General features: G+C 37.2%; 4 protein-coding genes. 1 reads left to right on the forward strand and 3 read right to left on the reverse strand.

Translation table 11 applies throughout. From position 1 onward, the window contains the following. Window positions 1-368: pre-toxin TG domain-containing protein (locus tag QQS35_RS07595; RefSeq protein WP_285931346.1), on the reverse strand; the 368-nt coding region annotated here is incomplete at its 3' end. Window positions 369-591: 223 nt separating this feature from the next. Here QQS35_RS07595 and QQS35_RS07600 point away from each other — a divergent pair. Continuing rightward, complete coding sequence (locus QQS35_RS07600) at window positions 592-792, forward strand: helix-turn-helix domain-containing protein (protein ID WP_285931347.1); 201 nt, start codon at window positions 592-594, stop codon at window positions 790-792. A gap of 179 nt (window positions 793-971) precedes the next feature. On the opposite strand, the gene QQS35_RS07605 is transcribed toward QQS35_RS07600, so the two are convergent. Then, window positions 972-1,427 carry a DUF4274 domain-containing protein gene (locus tag QQS35_RS07605; RefSeq protein WP_285931348.1) on the reverse strand — a complete coding sequence of 152 codons (456 nt, stop codon included), beginning with the start codon at window positions 1,425-1,427 and terminating at the stop codon, window positions 972-974. Between the two features lie 35 nt (window positions 1,428-1,462). Next, the coding region (locus QQS35_RS07610; RefSeq protein WP_285931349.1) for an AHH domain-containing protein at window positions 1,463-2,428 on the reverse strand (966 nt) is incomplete at its 5' end.

Raw genomic sequence — 2,428 nt, forward strand, 5'->3', positions numbered from 1 at the left:
GCACTTTTATAAGCGTCCAAGGCTGTATTGCTTACTTTTACCGTTGAATAAATCCCTTTGCCACTTCTAGCCAACCTTCCACCCCAACCGACAATTGGAATAAAACTCGCTGCGGCCATTGCCGCATAGGTTACCCGTTGTCCAGCTGTCAGTTCAACACCAGTAATTGGATCGACGCCATCTTTCACTCGCAGGTAATCATAGTATCCTGTAAATTCCCCCACAAACGATTTGGTACCTACCCATACGTCTTCATACCACGGACGTTTTTCAATTTCTCGGGCGTTCGCTTCTTGCTTTTTAAACGTTAAATAATCTGCGGTTTGTTGTTTTGCTTTTGCTTTAATTTCATCTTTATGATTTTTCAAGCTATATCTATCTCTTGCTCGTCCTTGAGTCAAACTCGTATATACCCAATAAGGTTCAACTTCACACCCTCCCGTTACATAAGTTCTAATTAACGTAACGCTTAGCCGCTATATTCAACATAAATTTATTGTATGCGGCTTTAGCGATACAATCAACCCCTTTTACCGATACAAATTTATTGTGTATCGTAAAAGTAACATGAAAAAGAGGAAGGGAACTATCATGGCAATATTAATCAAACTTAAAGAAATCCTTAAAGAACGTGACCTTTCACAGCGTGAATTGGCACGAATGACAAGGCTGCGTCCTAATACGATTAGCCATCTTTGTTCAGACAACGTGGACAGAGTTTACCTATCAACATTAGAAACAGTATGCAAAGTGTTAGACATCGACATTCAGGAGTTAATCGAGGTGGAGTAGTCCTCTCGATAAAATAATCGTTCTTTTGTACGTACTAAAGAATTTGTTAATAAATCATATTGGGATTACAAGGTTTAGTTCTATCCTGTAAGTAATAAGTAGGTCATTCGTCACTAGGTAGCCCCTCAAAAATAAACCTTGAAAGGCACTTTGCCAATCAAGGTTTCAAATAAAATACATTATATCTTAGGTATATCAATCTCTTTGCCTGAAGACTTACTAATTAGAACGTCAGGAAGGTCTGGCTTATTCTTTTTTATCTTATACTTTTGAATTTTTGTTAATTCAGGGTCAAAGGAAATGTCTTGTGATTTAAAGTCTAGGCTTAGTAGTTTATTATAATTCTTCCTCAAAAAAACTTTCCATTCCTCTAACGAAGAACTTGAAATTTCATCTGAACTCTCTAACAAACGATAGCCATCTGCATAATGAAACATTAGTAAACCAGTCCCTAAATCACAAGCCTCATTATCTAAGATAACTGTTGGTACTTCAAACCCACTATTCCAATTATAATTGGCAGCAAAGTAATGGAGTAATAAAGGATTGTCTATATTCTTTAACTGGCTTACTACATAATCTTTATCTGTATTATAAAGTAACTGTTCAAGGAAAATAATATCTTTTTCATCCATAAATACATATCTCCTTACCATATTTTTACACACAATTATTTTTCCAACTGTTTAAGCTTTCTTTCCCAAAGTTCTACTGTTGCACCTTGGCTTGGGTACAAAGGTAAACCTTTCTCCTGTAATTTTCTTAGATTACTTTGTAACTCGTATACTTGCTTTTGTAAATTATCAACATTTTGATTTATATCCATTCTGTTTAATGCTCTTTCAACTACTTCATTATAAACAGAATGATACCCCCTATGTCTAGACATGGTACTTATATCATTATCTGGCACTCTTAGAAAAATTCCGTTTGTTGAGTTATCAAAATTCATTCCAATTTTTTGTATAATAGAATTATTTGCCATTTCAGAAGGAATAATATGTTGTGCTTGATATCCACTCCATTTTGTAGAACGTTTAAGCCCCATATCTTCCAACATATTTTTTCCTAACTTATTAGAATTACCTCCTGTAACAACACCAGGTGTACCTGGAATAAGTCTATTAGCATTATCTATACCCTTAACAACCAACGAATAAGTATCTTCTACCTTCTGCCTCAGCGGCCCCATATTAACTACATTCATTGGACCACCAACCGTCGCCAAGTCCGGGGTCATACGGTTTGGTTGTAAGGAATCAATCATCCCTTGCAGAGTGGCTCTACCAATGTCCCTTGATCCTCTCGCCATCTCTTGGGCTTTGGCAATGGTTTGTTTACTTAACGTGACAGTGTTACTTGCCAACGCTGGGGTCAGCGGAAGAATACCTGCTAAACCGAGACCTAGGCTCGCTGTTCGTTGCGCTTCGGTTAGTTCATTTCCTAGGATGTCTTTTCCGGTTATGTATTCCGAGAACCCGTTGCTTGAAGCCAATCCATACAAACCTAATTCTGATTTCCTGATGTTATCAAACGTTTTCGCACTTTTATAAGCGTCCAAGGCTGTATTGCTTACTTTTACCGTTGAATAAATCCCTTTGCCACTTCTAGCCAACCTTCCACCCCAACCGACAAT

The organism is Aquibacillus rhizosphaerae, from assembly GCF_030282825.1.
Taxonomy (GTDB): domain Bacteria; phylum Bacillota; class Bacilli; order Bacillales; family Amphibacillaceae; genus Aquibacillus_C; species Aquibacillus_C rhizosphaerae.

Excerpts from the sequence above, each read along its gene's own strand:
- QQS35_RS07600 (WP_285931347.1), top strand. The coding sequence starts at position 592 with ATGGCAATATTAATCAAACTTAAAGAAATCCTTAAAGAACGTGACCTT.
- QQS35_RS07605 (WP_285931348.1), bottom strand. The coding sequence starts at position 1,427 with ATGGATGAAAAAGATATTATTTTCCTTGAACAGTTACTTTATAATACA.